Annotated in this window: 16 protein-coding genes; 9 read left to right on the top strand and 7 right to left on the bottom strand. The window is 64.8% G+C overall.

Annotation, left to right across the window (positions count from 1 at the left end; translation table 11 throughout):
* Positions 1–4: 4 nt before the first annotated feature.
* Positions 5–400: a cytochrome c-550 CycA gene (cycA, locus tag AC24YW_RS08260; RefSeq protein ID WP_487482255.1), complete on the bottom strand. Its 396-nt coding sequence runs from the start codon at positions 398–400 to the stop codon at positions 5–7.
* Between the two features lie 228 nt (positions 401–628).
* Between cycA and AC24YW_RS08255 the strand changes: the two genes are divergently transcribed.
* Positions 629–2,122 carry an FAD-linked oxidase C-terminal domain-containing protein gene (locus AC24YW_RS08255; RefSeq protein ID WP_487482254.1) on the top strand — a complete coding sequence of 498 codons (1,494 nt, stop codon included), beginning with the start codon at positions 629–631 and terminating at the stop codon, positions 2,120–2,122.
* Between the two features lie 26 nt (positions 2,123–2,148).
* Here the strand turns inward: AC24YW_RS08255 and AC24YW_RS08250 are convergent, their stop codons facing one another.
* Both AC24YW_RS08250 and AC24YW_RS08245 read right to left on the bottom strand, forming a co-directional pair.
* The gene (locus tag AC24YW_RS08250; RefSeq protein ID WP_487482253.1) at positions 2,149–2,919 is read right to left on the bottom strand and encodes a hypothetical protein; all 771 of its coding nucleotides are present in this window, start codon (positions 2,917–2,919) and stop codon (positions 2,149–2,151) included.
* Positions 2,920–3,031: 112 nt separating this feature from the next.
* On the bottom strand, positions 3,032–4,609 hold the full coding sequence (locus AC24YW_RS08245) for a cation:proton antiporter (RefSeq protein WP_487482252.1): 1,578 nt from the start codon (positions 4,607–4,609) through the stop codon (positions 3,032–3,034).
* Positions 4,610–4,707: 98 nt separating this feature from the next.
* Here AC24YW_RS08245 and AC24YW_RS08240 point away from each other — a divergent pair, with 98 nt between their 5' ends.
* From AC24YW_RS08240 to AC24YW_RS08220, 5 genes are all read left to right on the top strand, one after another.
* Entirely contained in the window at positions 4,708–5,466 is a 759-nt protein-coding gene (locus AC24YW_RS08240; RefSeq protein ID WP_487482251.1) for a tetratricopeptide repeat protein, read from the top strand.
* Positions 5,467–5,555: 89 nt separating this feature from the next.
* Positions 5,556–6,938 (top strand): tetratricopeptide repeat protein, encoded by a 1,383-nt coding sequence (locus AC24YW_RS08235; RefSeq protein ID WP_487482250.1) that lies wholly within the window; start codon positions 5,556–5,558, stop codon positions 6,936–6,938.
* 371 nt (positions 6,939–7,309) lie between these two features.
* Positions 7,310–9,220: a propionyl-CoA synthetase gene (locus AC24YW_RS08230; RefSeq protein ID WP_487482249.1), complete on the top strand. Its 1,911-nt coding sequence runs from the start codon at positions 7,310–7,312 to the stop codon at positions 9,218–9,220.
* Positions 9,221–9,340: 120 nt separating this feature from the next.
* Positions 9,341–9,604: a hypothetical protein gene (locus tag AC24YW_RS08225; protein WP_487482248.1), complete on the top strand. Its 264-nt coding sequence runs from the start codon at positions 9,341–9,343 to the stop codon at positions 9,602–9,604.
* A gap of 192 nt (positions 9,605–9,796) precedes the next feature.
* On the top strand, positions 9,797–10,543 hold the full coding sequence (locus tag AC24YW_RS08220) for an OmpW/AlkL family protein (protein WP_487482247.1): 747 nt from the start codon (positions 9,797–9,799) through the stop codon (positions 10,541–10,543).
* A 100-nt stretch (positions 10,544–10,643) separates the two neighbouring features.
* On the opposite strand, the gene AC24YW_RS08215 is transcribed toward AC24YW_RS08220, so the two are convergent.
* Positions 10,644–11,339 carry a DUF1013 domain-containing protein gene (locus AC24YW_RS08215; protein ID WP_487482246.1) on the bottom strand — a complete coding sequence of 232 codons (696 nt, stop codon included), beginning with the start codon at positions 11,337–11,339 and terminating at the stop codon, positions 10,644–10,646.
* 262 nt (positions 11,340–11,601) lie between these two features.
* On the opposite strand from AC24YW_RS08215, the gene ispH reads away from it, so the two are divergent.
* From ispH to rnhA, 3 genes are read left to right on the top strand one after another with little or no spacing between them, the layout of a single operon-like run.
* The gene (gene ispH, locus AC24YW_RS08210) at positions 11,602–12,570 is read left to right on the top strand and encodes a 4-hydroxy-3-methylbut-2-enyl diphosphate reductase (protein WP_487482245.1); all 969 of its coding nucleotides are present in this window, start codon (positions 11,602–11,604) and stop codon (positions 12,568–12,570) included.
* A 6-nt stretch (positions 12,571–12,576) separates the two neighbouring features.
* Positions 12,577–13,560, top strand: a complete 984-nt coding sequence (locus AC24YW_RS08205; protein ID WP_487482244.1) for a homoserine kinase — start codon at positions 12,577–12,579, stop codon at positions 13,558–13,560.
* Positions 13,557–14,021 carry a ribonuclease HI gene (gene rnhA / locus AC24YW_RS08200; RefSeq protein WP_487482243.1) on the top strand — a complete coding sequence of 155 codons (465 nt, stop codon included), beginning with the start codon at positions 13,557–13,559 and terminating at the stop codon, positions 14,019–14,021. The genes AC24YW_RS08205 and rnhA overlap by 4 nt, the downstream gene beginning before the upstream one ends.
* Positions 14,022–14,163: 142 nt before the next feature.
* On the opposite strand, the gene AC24YW_RS08195 is transcribed toward rnhA, so the two are convergent.
* The 3 genes from AC24YW_RS08195 to AC24YW_RS08185 form a co-directional block, all read right to left on the bottom strand.
* Positions 14,164–14,649 carry a peroxiredoxin gene (locus AC24YW_RS08195; RefSeq protein ID WP_456842291.1) on the bottom strand — a complete coding sequence of 162 codons (486 nt, stop codon included), beginning with the start codon at positions 14,647–14,649 and terminating at the stop codon, positions 14,164–14,166.
* Positions 14,650–14,757: 108 nt separating this feature from the next.
* Positions 14,758–15,330 (bottom strand): DUF924 family protein, encoded by a 573-nt coding sequence (locus tag AC24YW_RS08190; protein WP_487482242.1) that lies wholly within the window; start codon positions 15,328–15,330, stop codon positions 14,758–14,760.
* Positions 15,331–15,345: 15 nt separating this feature from the next.
* Positions 15,346–17,031, bottom strand: a complete 1,686-nt coding sequence (locus tag AC24YW_RS08185; RefSeq protein ID WP_487482241.1) for a long-chain-fatty-acid--CoA ligase — start codon at positions 17,029–17,031, stop codon at positions 15,346–15,348.
* Positions 17,032–17,144 lie beyond the last annotated feature (113 nt).

The following is a 17,144-nucleotide window of genomic DNA, read 5'->3' as shown; positions in this document are numbered from 1 at the left end:
GTGCTTACTGCTTGATCTTCCCGTCCTTGTCGTATTGGGCAAGGAAGGCCCAGAGATTGTTGATCTCGGTCTCGTTCTTGATGCCGGCAAACGCCATCTTGGTGCCGGGGATCTTGGCCTTGGGGTCCTTGATGTATTCCTTGAACGTGGCCTCGTCCCAGGTGATGCCCGAATTCTTATTGGCGTCCGTGTAGCTATAGCCTTCAGCCGTGCCCGACTTGCGGCCGTTGAGGCCGTTGAGCTCGGGGCCGACCTTGTTCTTGGCGCCTTCTCCGATCGCGTGGCAGGCCAAGCACTTGTTGAACGATGTCTTGCCGGCCGCGACGTCCTGCGCCATCGCGGCGGGTGCGGTGGCAATGACGGTGAGGATCGTCAGCGCGCCGAAAGTCAGTTTTGTCATAAGTGTGCTCTTCGTCTCTTCCCGGGTCAGATGGAGGGTCGTGGTTTTGGCAGGTCCGATGCAAGGGGACAAGCCGCGAAACTTTGACAGGTTTCCTGCTAGCAGACTTGCCCCAGAGAGAACTTGCGCTGCAACAAAGCAATGCGACCTTCGGAGGACCTACCCAAGGGCGACGAGACATGCTTGATTGCCGAGATAATTCCATCCATCGGACGAAGGCTTCTCAAAATGGCCATCATGATGCCCGCAAGCGACCAGGCCGTGCTGGCGCGTCGCAGCGAAATCGTCGCCGCCTTGCGCGCAATCGTGCCTGGCGAGGGCGTGATCGACAGCCTCGCCGAGATGCGGGCCTATGAATCCGACGGGCTGACCGCCTATCGGCAGCCGCCGATGGTCGTGGTGCTGCCCGACACGACCGAGCAGGTCTCGCTCGTCCTGAAATATTGTGCCGCGCAGAACATCAAGGTGGTGCCGCGCGGCTCCGGCACCTCGCTGTCCGGCGGCGCGCTGCCGCTCGAGGACGGCGTGCTGCTCGGCCTCGGCAAGTTCAAGCGCATCCGCGAGATCGACTTCGACAACCGCGTCGTGGTCACCGAGCCCGGCGTCACCAACCTCGCAATCAGCCAGGCGGTCGCCCATGCGGGCTTCTATTACGCGCCCGATCCGTCCTCGCAGATCGCCTGCTCGATCGGCGGCAACGTGGCGGAGAATTCCGGTGGCGTGCACTGCCTGAAATACGGCATGACCACCAACAACGTGCTCGGCTGCGAGATCGTGCTGATGAGCGGCGAGATCCTGCGCATCGGCGGCAAGGGGTGCGAGAATCCCGGCTACGACCTGATGGGCGTCATCACCGGTTCCGAGGGCCTGCTCGGCGTCATCACGGAGATCACGGTGCGCATTCTGCAGAAGCCGGAGACGGCGCGCGCGCTGATGGTGGGTTTTGCCGAGGTCGAAGCGGCCGGCGAATGCGTGGCCCGCATCATCGGCGCCGGCATCATTCCCGGCGGCATGGAGATGATGGACAAGCCCGCGATCCACGCCGCGGAGGCCTTCGTCCATGCCGGCTATCCGCTCGATGTCGAAGCGCTGCTCATCATCGAGCTCGACGGGCCCAAGATCGAGGTCGACGAGCTGATCACGCGCGTCGAGAGCATCGCGAGAGGCTGCGGCTCGGTGACGCTGCAGATCTCCAATTCCGAGGCCGAGCGCAACCTGTTCTGGGCCGGCCGCAAGGCCGCGTTCCCGGCCGTCGGCCGCATCTCGCCCGATTATCTCTGCATGGACGGCACCATCCCGCGCGGCGCGCTGCCGAAGGCGCTGGCGCGCATCCGCGATCTCTCGGAAAAGTACCAGCTCGGCTGCGCCAACGTGTTCCACGCCGGCGACGGCAATCTGCACCCCCTGATCCTCTACGATGCCAACAAGCCCGGCGAGATCGAGCGCGCCGAAGCCTTCGGCGCCGATATCCTGCGCGCCTGCGTCGAGTTCGGCGGCGTGCTCACCGGCGAGCACGGCGTCGGCATCGAGAAACGCGACCTCATGCCCGACATGTTCAGCGAGATCGACCTCAACCAGCAGCAGCGCCTGAAATGCGCCTTCGATGCCCAGGGACTGCTCAATCCCGGTAAAGTCTTTCCGACCCTGCACCGCTGCGCCGAACTCGGCCGCATGCACGTCCACGCGGGCAAGCTGGCGTTCCCGGATTTGCCGCGGTTCTAGGCTCCGCGGCGACGGGTGCGGGTCGCCTACTGCGCCAGCGCCAGGATGCCGCCGGCAAATACGTGCCAGGCCGCCGTTTCGCTGACCGGCCAGTTGAGCACCTTGACCGCCAGAAGCGCGAGCGTGCCGGTGATATACACCGGATGCACGCGCCCTTCGGTGCGCCAGTCGCGCACCATGGCGACGACGAGCAGAAGGGAGGCGACCACGGCCGGCGCGATCGTCACGGGCACCGGCGGCGGGCCGGGCGGTCCTGATGGTGCAAGGAAGGTCAGGAACCAGCGCGCGATCGCGGCGTCGAGGATCGAGACCGCCGCAAGCAGCATCAGGCGCTTGTGAACCTCGAGCCTGCGCGTGTTCATGATGGCGAGCACGAACACCACGGCAAAGAATGCGATGCCGCTCAGCGGCACGATCGAGAAGGCGATTCCTGCATCGGCCTGTCCGAGCGCCGCGGCGTTCCTCATCGAGGTCACGGACGCGAAGAAGCCAAAAATGACCATCGCGGTCGCAAGCGAGACGCCGACGATGCCGAACGAGCGGTGATTGACCACACGGCCGGAGGCTGCCAGCCAGGTCTGGAGCACGAAATACAGCGACCAGGTGAAGAACAAGAGTCCGTGAAAATGGATCACCGGGCTTGCGGACAATGTCCGGTGAGCGAGCGGCACCCAATAGGTCGGTGCGAAGCCGAGAAAGGCAGTGGCAGCGCAGGCGAGCGCCATATGGAGATAAAAATATCGTGCAGGCGACGCATCACGCGCGCGTACACGACGGTCGTCGATCAGGGTCGTCATCAGGAGTGAGTCCGGGGAGGCGGGGTTTGGTTCAAGCTGCGGGACGCTGTGTGTGACTCGGCGCACATTGCAGAGCGCCCAAACTCTCGTCCGGGACGACAGCGGAGAGGCATCATCCGCCCGCGCTCAATTCTGCGCGATCGAGCTCCTCCTCGAGCCGATGAAACGCATCGTCGCCGATCACCTCGGTGGTGCGCAGATCGAAGATCGCCTTGCGCGCGGCCTCGATGGCGCGACGGCGCAGGGGATCGGCGGGCAGTTCGCCGTTGCTGATGCCGCCGTTCGGATCGGTCTCGGCCTGCATCAGGATGGCGCGATATTCGAGCCGCAGGATTTCCGCCTCCTCCGACGGATCGCTCTCGATCGCATCGAGCGCGGCGCGATAGGCCACGGCGCGGCCGCGGGCGACCTCGATGCCGACGGGATCGTCGTCCTCGAGGTTGAAGGCGAGGATCAGCGGCCGCAGCGTCAGGCCCTGGATCACCAGCGTCCCCAGCACCACCGCGAAGGCGATGAAGACGATGAAGTCGCGATAGGGGAAGTTCTCCGGCAGGGCAAAGGCGGTGGCGAGCGTGACGAGGCCGCGCATGCCGCACCAGGAGATGATGAGCCCGCCCTTGGGCGAGGCCACCTGCTTCGGATCCTTGGGATGATAGAGCCCGCGCGCGATCAGAGCCCGCAGCGTCGTGCGATAGAACGTCACCCAGAACAGGCGCACCAGAATCACCGTGAGCAGGATCCAGGCGGCGGCCACGCAATATTCCCAGCGGACCTCCGCATCCAGCCGCGTCCAGATCGGACGCATCTGCATGCCGATCAGCATGAAGGCGAGCACGTTGAGCACGAACACCATCGTCTCCCACACCGCATAGGACGGCACCCGCAGCCGTGCCGGCATGCGCGCGGGCGCGGTGCGCGCCAGGGTGATGGCGTAGACGACGATGATGAGGATGCCGGAGAGGCCGAGATGCTCGGCGGCGATCCAGACCATGAAGGTGGTGGCGAATTGCACGATGATCGCGCTCGGCGCCTCCGTTATGCGCTCCATGATGGGCGAGATCAGGCGGGCTGCGAGGAGGCCAGCGACGACGCTGCCGACCAGCGCCAGCGCCATGGTCGGCGCGACCTGGCTCCAGGTCAGATGCTCGGTCGCGACCGCGCCGACCGCGATGCGATAGATCAGCAGCGCGCTCGCATCGTTGAGCAGGCTTTCGCCCTCCAACACCTTGACCATGCGGTGTGGCAGCTTGACCTGGCTCAGGATCGCAACCGCAGCGGCCGCATCCGGCGGCGCCACGATGGCGCCGAGCGCGATCGCGGCGGCCCAGGGCATGTCGGGCATCAGCCGGTGCGCGACATAGGCGACGGCCGCCGTGGTCAGGCCGACCGCGGCGACGACCAGGGTCGAGACCGGAACCCAGTTCTTGCGAAGGTCGCGCAGCGACGTGTCGAAGGCGGCATCGAGCAGGACCGGTGCGACAAAAAGGGCAAGGGCGAGGTCCGGCTCCAGCGTCCAGGACGGGCTCGACGGCACGAAGGCGATCAGCGCGCCGCCGATGGCGAGAAAGGTCGGGTAGGGGACCTTGATCCGCCGCGCCAGCGCCGATAAGCCGACGGCGCCGAGCAGCAGCACAATGATCCATTCGAATGTCGACACGATGATCCCCGAAGCCGATTTCAGCGGCGCCACAAGCTAGCACCAATCCGGCCGTATGGTGGATAGTGCGGCTTCAAGGCAAGAGCTTAACCAAGAGCTTAACATCGACGACAAGGCTTCGACTGCAACGCATGCGTTTTCTCATTCAGCTGATCGGCGCCGGACTGCTCTACGCGCTCTCGCTCGCTCCGGCCGATGCCGCGACTGGCGGCGAGCCGGTGGCCGTGACGCAGGCCGATGTCGCGCCTTGCCTCGCGGCGGCCGCAGCCGATGACATGGACAAGGCGGCCACGGCCTGCGCCGAAGTGATCGACAACGAGAAAACGGCGAAGGGCGATCTGATCAAGGCTCTGATCGCGCGCGGTGCGCTCTATGCGCGGCACGACCAAGTCGACCGCGCCATCGCCGATGACAGCCGTGCTCTTCTGCTCGATCCCGGCCTCGCGGACATCTTCAATGCGCGCGGTGAGCTCTGGCTGAAGAAGGGTGACAAGCCGAAGGCGGTGCAGGATTTCGGCGCAGCGCTCAGGATCGATCCGAACCACGAGAAGGCCAAGGCCAATCACAAGGCAATGGCGCGCGAGATCGAGCGGATCGGCGCGCAGATGGCGCTCGCCGGCAAGCCCAGCTTCAATTGCGCGCGAGCGCGTCGGGCAGTGAAAAGGGCGATCTGCGGCAATCGCGAACTCGCCGATCTCGATCGCGAGGTCTTCGCCTCCAATGCCCGTGCGATCCGCGAGGCGCGCAATGCGGCCGAGGCCAAAGCGCTCCAGCGCGAGCAGGATGCGTTCATCGCCCGCCGCAATGCGGAATTCGGGCGGCCGGGCTACGACCTGAAGAAGGCGCTGCAGGAACGCCTGCAGCGGCTCAACGGCGTGGACGGGTATTGAGCTCTGCGCCCCCCAAACAGCCCCCTATTGAACCCATCCCCTGCGAGCCGCGACAATGGTGAGAACCCGACGTCACGGAGCCCTATGTCATGTGCGGCACTCGAGCCTCCGCGCAAGCGCTTTCGCCTGCCAAGATCTCTCTTCGCGCCCTCTTCCTCGGCGCGGCGATGAGCATAGCCTTCATCGCTCCGGCCGTTGCCGGAGCTGATTGCGTTCCGGGCAGCAAGGCTGCTCCCGCAGACCTGGTCTCCGCGTGCAGCGCTATCATCGACCAGACGGCAAACCCGGTATCGGAGCGCTCCTTGGCGCTGGTCGCTCGCGCCGAAGCCAATGCGCGAACCTCCGGGGGCCTGTCGCAAGCGCTGCGCGATCTCGACCGCGCCATCGCGCTCGACGGCAAGAACGCTCATGCCTGGCGCGTGCGCGGCGACCTCTTGCGCACGGCCGGCGGCGACCTCAATCGCGCCGCGGCGGACCTGACCAGGGCGATCGAGCTCGATCCGCAGGATGCGGAAGCATACCAGCTGCGCGGCGTCGTCTACACCAACCAGCATCGCTTCGACCGCGCCATTGCAGATTACGACCAGGCCATCAAGCTGAAGGCGGATTTCGCCCAGGCCTGGTCCGACCGCGGCGCAACCTTCTATCTGCGTGGCGACTACGCCAAGGCCGTGGCCGACCTCAGCGAGGCGCTACGCCTCGATCCGAACCGGCCGCGCAGTTACACCACCCGCGGCGCCGCCTACAAGAAGCTCGGCGAGTTCGACAAGGCGATCGCGGACGACAGCGAGGCGATCCGGCTCGATCCGAAGGTGCCGGAGTATTTCGACAACCGCGGTCTCACCTACGCCGCCATGAAGGAGTACGACAAGGCGATCGCCGATTACGATCAGGCGATCCGCCTCGAGCAGCGGGTCAACTTCCTGACCAACCGCGGCGATTCGTACCAGCTCAAGGGCGAACTCGGTGCTGCGCTGTCGGACTACAACGACGCACTGAAACTCGATCCGAATTTCGCCAAGACCTACAACAACCGCGCCGTGCTCTACAAGAAGATGGGCGAGCGCAAGAAGGCGCTGGCCGACTACGAGGCGACGTTGCGGCTCGATCCCGCCAATGAAAACGCGTTCAACGGCCGCCGCGCGATGATCGCCGAAATCGCGAAATTCGGCGGCGAGCCTGCCCGCGTGCTGAACGCCGCTCCGAGCGACCCGTCGTTCGATTGCGCCACCGCAACGCGCGAAGTCGAAAAAGTGATCTGCGCCGATCCGCAGCTCGGCGTGCTCGATCGGCAGATCGCCGAGGCCTACGAGCGTGTGTTGAAATCCGCGAGCAAGCGCTCCGCGAACAGTCTGCGCAAGTCCCAGCGCGAATTCCTGGCCACGCGCGATGCGAGTTTCCGTCGTCCCGGCTATGACCTGAAGAAGGTCATGCAGGATCGCTTGCAGAGGCTGAATGCGATGGACAGCTGAGAGGCGAAGGAACTGAAGCCTTGCGGCTGGCTCCGTAACCTCTCCCGCATGCGGGAGAGGTCGACGCGCTCGGAGAGCGCGGCGGGTGAGGGCTCTCTCCTCTTGGGGACCTCATGAATCTTGCACAATCCCAATGCGGAGACACCCCCACCCCAACCCTTCCCCGCAAGCAAGCGGGAGAGGGAGCCGACTGCCGATGCCGCGCATGCTTCACACCTCTCCGCCAAAACCCATCCTTTTCAGCTTGAACCGCGGCCCGTTCCCGGGAAAATAGCTCCAAACAAGGCCGGCAATTGATCCTGGTCATGGCGGGGCGCCTGTCCTGCCACAAGGGTCGGAGCCAGGCGAATAAAGGGAACGGGAGCGCGGGAATGAATATCCAGGGCAAAAGCCGTTATCACGAGGTCCATGCGCGCTCGCTGGCCGATCCCGAGGGCTTCTGGGCCGAGGCGGCGAAGGAGATCGACTGGATCGAGCCTGCGACGAAGATCTTCGATCCCTCGCAAGGAACCTACGGCCGCTGGTTCGCCGGCGGCGTCGTCAACACCTGTTACAACGCCCTCGACCGCCACGTCGAACGCGGCCGCGCCGACCAGGTCGCGCTGATCCATGATTCGCCGCTGACGGGTTCGGTCACCAGGCTCACTTATGCCGAACTGCTGAACGAGGTCCAGGCGCTCGCCGCAATCATGCAGGATTTCGGCGTCGGCAAAGGCGACCGTGTCATCCTCTATATGCCGATGGTGCCGGAGGCGGTGGTCGCGATGCTCGCCTGCGCGCGGCTCGGTGCGGTGCACTCGGTGGTGTTCGGCGGCTTTGCCGCGAAGGAGCTCGCCACCCGTATCGACGATGCGCAGCCCAAGCTGATCCTGTCCGCCAGTTGCGGCATCGAGCCCGGCCGTATCGTGCAGTACAAGCCGCTGCTCGACGAGGCGATCAGGCTCGCCGGCAGCAAGCCGAAGGCCTGCATCGTGCTGCAGCGTCCGCAGCTCACCTGCGAGATGACGCCGAGCCGCGATTACGACTGGGGCAGCCTGCGCCGCAAGGCGCTGAACGACGGCAAGAGGGCTCCTTGCGTGCCTGTCGCCGCCACCGATCCGCTCTACATCCTCTATACCTCGGGCACCACAGGCGTGCCGAAGGGCGTCGTGCGCGACAATGGCGGGCATCTCGTCGCCGTGAAATGGTCGATGTTCAACCTCTACGGCGTCAAGCCGGGCGAGGTCTGGTGGTGCGGCTCCGACATCGGCTGGGTGGTCGGCCACAGCTACATCGTCTATGGCCCGCTGCTGCACGGCGCGACCACGATCATGTACGAGGGCAAGCCGGTCGGCACGCCCGACGCCGGCGCGTTCTGGCGCGTGATCTCCGAGCACAAGGCGGTCGCCTTCTTCACCGCACCGACGGCCTTCCGCGCCATCCGGAAGGACGACCCGGAGGGGAAATTCATCCGGCATTACGACCTCTCGAAATTCCGCACCCTGTTCCTCGCCGGCGAGCGTGCCGATCCGCCCACCGTGGAATGGGCCGAGCAGCAGCTGAAGGTGCCGGTGATCGACCATTGGTGGCAGACCGAGACCGGCTGGTGCATCGCCGGCAATCCGGTCGGCCTCGGCATGCTGCCGGTCAAGCATGGCTCGCCGACGGTGCCGATGCCGGGCTACCAGGTCGATGTCGTCGATGAAGCGGCAAAGCCGGTCGGCCCCAACACCATGGGCTCGATCGTCATCAAGCTGCCGATGCCGCCGGGCTGCCTGCCGACGCTGTGGAATCAGGACGCGCGCTTCAAGGAAGCGTATTTGAGCGAATTCCCCGGCTATTACAAAACCTCCGACGCCGGCTACAAGGACGAGGACGGCTATGTCTTCGTGATGGGCCGCACCGACGACATCATCAACGTCGCCGGCCATCGCCTCTCCACCGGCGGCATGGAGGAGATCCTGGCTTCGCATCCCGATGTCGCCGAATGCGCCGTGCTCGGCGTCAAGGACGCGATCAAGGGCGAGGTGCCCTGCGGCTTCCTGGTGCTGAAGGCGGGCGTGAAGCGCCCGCCCGCCGAGATCGAGAAGGAGATCATCGCGCTGGTGCGCGACAAGCTCGGCCCGGTCGCCGCGTTCAAGCTTGCCATCACCGTCGGCCGCCTCCCCAAGACGCGCTCCGGAAAGATCCTGCGCGGCACCATCAAGAAGATCGCCGACGGCGAATCCTGGACCATGCCGGCCACGATCGAGGATCCCAAGGCGCTCGACGAGATCGGCGAGGCGCTGAGGGGACGGGTGTGAATTTGCCCTGCTGTTATGGCCGGGCTTGACCCGGGCATCCATCAATGAGCAAGCACTTGCCATGATTTCGATGGATTGCCGGGTCAAGCCCGGCAATGACGAATGAGACAGGACGATCAAATGTCAGCCAAACTCGCGTATGGGGCAATCTCTCTGCTCGCCATCGCTCTCGCGGCCTGCTCGGCGCGCTACCAGAATCCGGTGGCGGTGGGCGGTGACGACGATGACGCGGTCTGCCAGAGCCGGGGCTATGCGCAGGGCTCGCCGGAATACGTAGCCTGCCGCAAGGACCGCGACGTCCAGCGCAACGCGGCCACCGCGCGCGCCGACCGCCGCCAGCGTGATCTCGGCGAGTACATGCTGAACAACCCCGTGCGGCCGTGATGTGAGCGGCGGCACCATGTTGCCGCGTCGCCCGCTTCGCATTCGCGCTTTCCGTGACACATCTGCAACGCTGAGGCCAAATCGCGTCGCGATAGTCCTGGTTTGATCGGCATCAAATCCTTCACCATCCTCTTTCTGCTCTGACGCTGATGTCGCGCAACGACGCGTGGACATGGTTGAAGGGGATTGAAAATGGATGGAACGATAAGAAACCTGGCGCGGGTCGCGACGCTCGGCGCGATGCTCGTGGGCACTCTTGCATCAGTGCAGGCGGCGGATCTGCCGGTCTACAAGAAGGCGCCGCCGCTGGTGGAGGCGTTCAATCCGTGGATGGTTCGCCTGCGGGTGCTCGGCGTATTGCCGGATGCGGGCGGGAGTACCGTCAATGTGGCGGGCGTGCCGTCGCTGTCGTCGCCGAATTCGGGCCTGTCGATCAGCGACCAGGTCGTGCCCGAGCTCGACATCAGCTATTTTTTCACCAAGAACATCGCGGCCGAATTGATCCTGGGCGTGACCAGGCATTCGATCAGCGGCACCGGCTCGCTCGCGAATCTGCCGATCGGCAAGACCACGCTGCTGCCGCCGACGCTGACGCTGCAATATCACTTCGACCAGTTCGGCGCGTTCAAGCCGTATGTCGGCGCGGGCGTGAACTACACCGTGTTCTTCAACAATTCCGCCGCCAACGTGCCGGCCGCCATCGTCGGACCGCCCGCGATCGTCGCCACCACGACGAACCTGCACGTCAGCAATGCCTGGGGCGGCGCCGTCCAGTTCGGCTTCGACTACATGATCGACCGGCACTGGGGTCTCAACGTCGACGTCAAGAAGCTCTGGCTGCGCCCGGACTACAGCGCGACCGTCTCCGGCCTGCCGGTCACCGGCACCGCGCATATCGATCCATGGCTGGTCGGCGCGGGCGTGACCTACAAGTTCTGAGGCGCCCGCGGCGTCCGTCTCGACGCCCACGATCTCACACGAAAAACGCGGCAGGTTTCCCTGCCGCGATTTTTCGTGCGGTCGATCGTCGAAGGAGGAATTACTCCTCCTCGTGCTCCTGCTTCTTGCCGCCGAGCGTCTTCAGCTTGGCGAACACGGCGTCGACGTTGAGGTCGTCGCTGGACTTCTCCGCGGGTTCGTACTCGTCCTTGCGGGTGGTCTCGGAGGCCGGCAGCAGGGTGGCGCCGCCATAGGCTGCGTCGATCGGCTTCTCCTTCGCCGCGCGCTGCACCTCGAAATCGAGCTCGATCTGCGAGCACAGGCCGAGCGTGACCGGGTCGATCGGGGTCAGCGCCGACGTGTTCCAATGGGTACGGTCGCGGACGCTCGCGATCGTGCTCTTGGTGGTGCCGACCAGGCGCATGATCTGGGCGTCCTTGAGCTCCGCATGGTTGCGCAGCAGCCAGAGGATGGCGCTCGGGCGCTCATGGCGGCGCGAGACCGGGGTATAACGCGGGCCCTTGCGCTTGGGCTGGGGCGGCAGCACCACCTTGCTCTCCTGGAGGCGGAGCCGGTAGTCCGGATTCTTCTCGCCCTTCTCGATCTCCTCGCGGGTCAGCTGGCCATTGGAGAGAGGATCCATGCCCTTGATGCCCTGGGCCGCGTCGCCGTCGGCGATTGCGCGCACCTCGAGGGGGTGCATCTTGGTGAAATCGGCGACCTGATCGAAGGTCAGCGCGGTGTTGTCGAGCAGCCAAACGGCGGTCGCCTTGGGCATCAGAGGTGCGTTGCTCATGGCAAATCTCCTTTGTGCTTCGCCCACCCCTCTGGAGGCGAAACCGGTGGTCATCAGCGATGACAGGGAATTCGCGCTATATAAGCCCGTCAGGGGTAGCCATGCAATGGTTCTGCTATAGATAGTGCCTTGACAGCGCCCGAAAGGGGGCCCAATTCCCTTTGAACCGCTGTAAGGTTCAAGCCGACAGTTTTAAGCCCAATTCCCATCATCGACCGCCCCGGCAGAATGCGATCGGGTGATTCGGTCCCGAGATCGCTCAATGTCAGCCAAACCAGACCTCAAGATCGTGCTTTGTTCTCCCCGCGGCTTCTGCGCCGGGGTGGTCCGGGCGATCGACACCGTGGAACGGGCGCTCGATAAGTATGGCGCCCCCGTCTATGTTCGCCACGAGATTGTGCACAACAAGTACGTCGTCGATGGGTTGAAGAAGAAGGGCGCCATCTTCGTCGAGGAGCTCGCCGAAATCCCGGAAAATACCACCGCCCCGGTGGTATTCTCGGCCCATGGCGTGCCGAAGTCGGTTCCGGCCGACGCCCAGTCCCGCAACCTGTTCTCGCTGGATGCGACCTGCCCGCTGGTGACCAAGGTGCATCGCGAGGCCGCGATCCACTTCAAGCGCGGCCGCGAGATCTTCCTGATCGGCCACTCCCACCATCCCGAGGTGGTCGGCACGCTCGGCCAGCTGCCGCCCGGCGCCGTGACCCTGATCGAGACCGCCGAGGACGCCAAGACCATCACGCCGAAGGACCCCAACAACCTCGCCTTCGTGACCCAGACCACGCTGTCGATCGACGACACCGCGGAGATCGTCGCGCTGCTCAAGGAGCGCTTCCCGAACATCAACGGGCCGCACAAGGAAGACATCTGCTACGCCACCACCAACCGGCAGCTCGCGGTGAAGAAGGTGGCGCCGGTGGTGGATGCGCTCATCGTCGTCGGTGCCCCCAATTCGTCGAACTCGCAGCGCCTGCGCGAGGTCGCCGAGCGCGAGGGCTGCAGGATCGCGGTGCTGGCGCAGCGCGCCACCGACATCGACTGGGGCAAGTTCGGCAACATCGAGAGCCTCGGCATCACCGCGGGCGCGTCCGCGCCGGAGGTGATCGTCGAGGAGATCATGGACGCCTTCGCCGAGCGCTACACGCTGCACGTGGAGACGGTCTCGGCCGCGGAAGAGAACGAGTTCTTCCCGTTGCCGCGTCAGGTGCGCCCCGAAGCCGCCGCCGAGTAGACCTTTATGGCGGTCTACACCGACGTCGCCGCCGACGAGCTTGCGGATTTCCTGAAGCAATACGATCTCGGCGAATTGCTCTCCTACAAGGGCATCGCCGAGGGCGTCGAAAATTCCAACTTCCTGCTGCACACGAGCAAAGGCTCGTTCATCCTCACGCTGTACGAAAAACGCGTGGCGAAGAACGATCTGCCGTTCTTCCTCGGACTGATGACGCACCTCGCCGGGCACGGCGTCAATTGTCCGCTGCCCGTGCGGGGACGCGACGGCGAGGCGTTGCGCGAGCTCGCAGGCCGGCCCGCCGCGATCATCACCTTTCTCGAAGGCATCTGGCCGCGCAAGCCGAACGCGACGCATTGCGCCGGGGTCGGCGAGGGGCTGGCCCGGATGCATCTGGCCGGTGCCAATTTCGCGCTCCGGCGCGCCAATGCACTCTCGGTCGCCGGTTGGCGGCCGCTGTTCGATGCGGCTTCGAATCGTGCGGACGAGGTGCAGCCGGGGCTGCGCGCTTTCCTGGCCGTCGAGCTCGATTATCTCTCGAGCGGGGTCTGGCCGAGCAACCTGCCCGAAGGCGTGATCCATGCCGACCTCTTCAACGACAACGTTTTTTTCCTCGGCGACAAGCTCTCGGGGATCATCGACTTCACCTTCGCCTGCAACGACATGCTGGCCTATGACGTCGCGATCTGCCTCAACGCCTGGTGCTTCGAGCCGGATCATTCCTTCAACGTCACCAAGGCGCGTGGCTTCCTCAACGCCTATGGCCGCGTACGCAAGCTGAGCGAGGCCGAAGAGGCCGCGCTGCCGCTCTTGGCGCGCGGCGCCGCGATCCGCTTCCTGCTGACGCGGCTGGTCGACTGGCTCAACGTGCCGCCGGGCGCGCTGGTCAAGCCGAAGGATCCGCTGGAATATGTCCGCAAGCTGCGCTTCCACCAAAGCGTGACGAGTGTGCGCGATTACGGCTTGACGCCGTCGGGGTTGATGGCGTGAGCGAGCGCCCCGTTGTCACGATCTATACCGACGGCGCCTGCTCGGGAAATCCCGGGCCGGGCGGCTGGGGCGCGATCCTGAGGTTCGGCGACAAGGAGAAAGAGCTCAACGGCGGCCAGCCGCACACCACCAACAACCAGATGGAATTGATGGCGGCGATCTCGGCGCTCGAAGCGCTGAAGCGGCCGTGCACGGTCGATCTCTACACCGACAGCCAATATGTCCGGCAAGGCATCACCGGCTGGATCTTCGGCTGGAAGCGCAACGGCTGGCGTACCGCCGACAAGAAGCCGGTGAAGAATGTCGAGCTATGGCAGCGCCTCGACGCCGCGTTGAAGCAGCACGAGGTCCGCTGGCACTGGGTCAAGGGCCACGCCGGCCACCCCGAGAACGAACGTGCGGATCAGCTGGCACGGGACGGGATCGTGAAGGCACGGCTGCAGCAGCGGGTGGCGGAGTAGCCGACGCGCTGTCCGCGTTGCTCGGTCTCGTAGGGTGGGCAAAGCGAAGCGTGCCCACGTCTTCTTCTCATCATGGAGAGGTGGTGGGCACGGCGCTTGCGCGCCTTTGCCCACCCTACGGCACTTTCGCCGCGGTGAAGGCTTACAGCTGCCCCAGCAGCGTATCGCCGCCGGAGACCTCGACCTTGCCGGGCATCGCCTCGAGGTTCAGCTTCTTGACCACGCCGTCCTCGACCAGCATCGAATAGCGCTTGGAGCGGATGCCGAGGCCGTTGGCGGAGGCGTCCAGCTCCATGCCGATCGCCTTGGTGAAGTCGGCATTGCCGTCGGCGAGGAAGACGGCCTCGTCGCGCTGGTCGGTGTCGCGCTTCCAGGCGTTCATGACGAATGCGTCGTTGACGGAGACGATGGCGATGGTGTCGACGCCCTTGTCCTTCATGGCATAGGCGTTGAGGAAGATGCTCGGCAGATGCATCTTGTGGCAGGTGCCGGTATAGGCGCCGGGCACCGCGAACAGCGCCACCTTCTTGCCCTTGAAGATATCGTCGGTGGTCTTCACCTGCGGGCCTTCCGCCGTCATCACGCGGAATTTCGCCTCGGGCAGCTTGTCGCCAGTCTGGATCGCCATCGTCAGTCTCCCTGAATATCGATCCCGCTTTCTAGACCGGTGCGCCGGCTTGCACAATATTGCGTGCGGGGAAAGCGGCGAAGGCAGCGGCCATTCACCTCGATGTCATCAGCCGGAAAAGCCGCCACTGTCGAGAAAGGCCTGCTCTTCCTCCGTGGTCGAACGCCCGAGCACGCGGTTGCGGTGAGGGAAACGGCCGAACCGGCGGATGATGTCGGCGTGCTCCCGGGCGTATTTCAGGTTCTCGGCATTGTCAGCCTTGTTGGCGTTGCCGGCATTTTGAAACAGCGCGACGCAATGCTCCTGGTCGGGCAAGTGCTCGGAATGCATGAACGGCAGATAGAGGAATTCGACCAGCACGGGATCGATCCTGCGATCGACGCCGCGATCGATGGCCCGGCGGGCGACGTCGCGTGCCAGCGCATCGCTTGAAAACGTCCGGGGATCGCCGCGAAACATGTTGCGGGGGAACTGATCGAGCACGATGACGAGCGCGAGCGCGCCGTCGTCGCTGGTCTCCCATGATGCAAGCTCGCCGGAGGCCGCCTTCTGCCACAGGGCGAGAAAGCGGCGTCGGACCTCCGCGTCGAAAGCGGCGTCGCGCTTGTACCAGCGCTCGCGGCCGGCCTCGCGCCAGAAGGCGAGAATGCCTGACGGCGTCATGTCCCCGGCGTCTGCCATGAGCCAGAAGCGGCCTTACGCCGCCTCCGCCTTCTTCTCGTCGCGGAGCTGCCGGCGCAGGATCTTGCCGACATTGGTCTTGGGCAGGTCGGCGCGGAATTCGATGTGCTTGGGCACCTTGTAGCCGGTGAGCTGCTCGTGACAGAACTTTATCACCGCCTCTGCGGTGAGGTTGGGGTCCTTCTTCACCACGAAAGCCTTCACCGCTTCACCCGACTTGGAATCGGGAATGCCGATCACGGCACATTCGAGCACGCCCGGATGGCTCGCGATCACTTCCTCGACCTCATTCGGATAAACGTTGAAGCCGGAGACCAGGATCATGTCCTTCTTGCGGTCGACGATCTTGGTGTAGCCCCTCTCGTCCATGATGCCGATGTCGCCCGTGCGGAAAAAGCCGTCCGCAGTCATCACCTTCGCGGTCTCTTCCGGCCTGTTCCAGTAGCCCGACATCACCTGCGGGCCCTTGGCGCAGATCTCGCCGGCCTGGCCGAGCGGCACCTCGTTGCCGTCGTCGTCGCGGATCGAGATGTAAGTCGACGGCACCGGGATGCCGATTGTGCCGGTGAACTCGGTGGCGGTCGCGGGATTGCAAGTGAGCGTCGGCGAGGTCTCCGACAGGCCATAGCCCTCGGCGATGAAGCAGCCGGTGATCGCCTGCCATTGGTCGGCGACGGGCCGCTGCACCGCCATGCCGCCGCCGTTGGAGATCTTCAGCTTGGAGAAGTCGAGCTTCTTGAAATCGGGATGGTGCATCAGCCCGTTGTAGAGCGTGTTGACGGCCGGGAAGCTGTTGACCTGGTATTTCGCCAGCTCCTTGATGAAGCCGGGAATGTCGCGCGGATTGGGGATCAGGAGATTGCAGCCGCCGGCGCGTACCGCGAGCAGGTAGCAGGCCGTCAGCGCGAAGATGTGATAGAGCGGCAGTGCGCAGACGATCATGAGCTGATCGACATGAGGCGGTGCGGCCATCGCCGGCTGGAGCCAGGCGTCGTTCTGCAGGACGTTGGCAACGATGTTGCGGTGGAGCAGCGTGGCGCCCTTCGAGACGCCGGTAGTGCCGCCGGTATATTGCAGGAAGGCGACGTCACCGGGCGACAGCTTCGGCTTGTTGAACGCCATGCCGCGTCCGGCGGACAGCGCATCGTTGAAGGAGACCGAGCCCGGCAACGACCAGGCCGGTACCATCTTCTTGACGCGGCGGACGACGAGGTTGACGATCACGCCCTTGAAGCCGAGCAGGTCGCCCATGCTGGCGACGATGACATGCTTCACCGCGGTCTTCCCGATCACCTGCTCGACGGTGTGGGCAAAGTTCTCCAGCACGATGATGGCTTCGGCGCCGGAATCCTTGAGTTGGTGCTCGAGCTCACGCGGGGTGTAGAGCGGGTTGACGTTGACGACCGCAAAGCCGGCCCGCAGCACCGCGGCGGTCGCGACAGGATATTGCAATACGTTCGGCATCATGAGGGCGACGCGGGCGCCGCGCTGCAGGCCGCGGCTCTGCAAATAAGCCGCGAGCGCGACCGACATCTGGTCGAGGTCGCGATAGCTGATCGACTTGTCCATGCAGATGAACGCCTTGCGGTCGGCGAACTTGGTGAAGCTCTCCTCCAGCAGGTCGACCAGCGATGCGTATTGCGTCGGCTCGATATCGGCAGGCACGCCGGGCGGATATTGCTTGAGCCAGATGCGCTCCATGGAAGACTCCCCTCATTGACCAAGGCCCGTTGTTCTCGGGCTTGCCTCGTTGCCGCCAGTATCCAGCTTGCCGGAACGGGTGGCAAGCCGTCGTGGCTTAGGGCAAAGGTCGG

It is taken from the genome of Bradyrhizobium sp. USDA3516, from assembly GCF_057651995.1.
The sequence above is the reverse complement of the archived record's forward strand: the minus strand, read 5'-3'. Positions and strand labels throughout refer to the sequence as shown.